The organism is Salinivibrio sp. KP-1, from assembly GCF_000968645.1.
Lineage (GTDB): Bacteria > Pseudomonadota > Gammaproteobacteria > Enterobacterales > Vibrionaceae > Salinivibrio > Salinivibrio siamensis.
This window is the reverse complement of sequence record NZ_LAQR01000026.1, coordinates 1-953: the sequence shown is the minus strand read 5'-3', so window position 1 is coordinate 953 and position 953 is coordinate 1. Positions and strand designations below refer to the sequence as shown.

Below are 953 nucleotides of genomic sequence, written 5' to 3'. Positions count from 1 at the left end.
AAACGGTTTAAACAACTAAGGTTTTGTTTTTGCCGGACTCAAAATAGAGACTTTGCTTATTACTAAGACAAAGCCCAAGCACACTTGATTGTGTGAGTGACATTTCTGTCACTGATTGAGAACTTTACTGTCATTCTTTAAGAATGACTTGTCAGCTTTCCAGATTGTTAAAGAGCATGTCGTTTATTGCTAAATAAACCACGTTCTAAAGATTCTTAAGCAAAAACCTTTAAAGCGTGGTGGGCGATACCGGGCTCGAACCAGTGACCCCCTCCTTGTAAGGGAGGTGCTCTCCCAACTGAGCTAATCGCCCACAATATAGTGGTGGGTTGTACAGGATTCGAACCTGTGACCAATTGATTAAAAGTCAACTGCTCTACCAACTGAGCTAACAACCCAATGGCGTCCCATAGGGGAGTCGAACCCCTGTTACCGCCGTGAAAGGGCGGTGTCCTAGGCCTCTAGACGAATGGGACACGCCGATATGTTTGGGAACATATCCTCTTTAATACTTCAACCTATACAATCTGTGTGAACACTCGCAAAAATAGCGTCAGTAAGGAGGTGATCCAGCCCCAGGTTCCCCTAGGGCTACCTTGTTACGACTTCACCCCAGTCATGAACCACACCGTGGTAAACGCCCTCCCGAAGGTTAAGCTATCTACTTCTGGTGCAGCCCACTCCCATGGTGTGACGGGCGGTGTGTACAAGGCCCGGGAACGTATTCACCGTGGCATTCTGATCCACGATTACTAGCGATTCCGACTTCATGGAGTCGAGTTGCAGACTCCAATCCGGACTACGACAAACTTTAAGGGATTCGCTCCACTTCGCAGCTTCGCTGCCCTCTGTATCTGCCATTGTAGCACGTGTGTAGCCCTACTCGTAAGGGCCATGATGACTTGACGTCGTCCCCACCTTCCTCCGGTTTATCACCGGCAGTCTCCCTGGAG

The 953-nt window shown here is 48.7% G+C and carries 3 tRNA genes and 1 rRNA gene; all 4 read right to left on the bottom strand.

The features are described from left to right. Positions 1-237: 237 nt before the first annotated feature. Positions 238-313: transfer RNA gene (locus tag WN56_RS08630), tRNA-Val, on the bottom strand. Positions 314-322: 9 nt separating this feature from the next. Continuing rightward, positions 323-398, bottom strand: a tRNA-Lys gene (locus tag WN56_RS08625). Between the two features lie 2 nt (positions 399-400). Further along, positions 401-476: transfer RNA gene (locus tag WN56_RS08620), tRNA-Glu, on the bottom strand. Between the two features lie 81 nt (positions 477-557). Beyond that, positions 558-953 (bottom strand): 16S ribosomal RNA (locus WN56_RS08615); the annotation flags it as partial.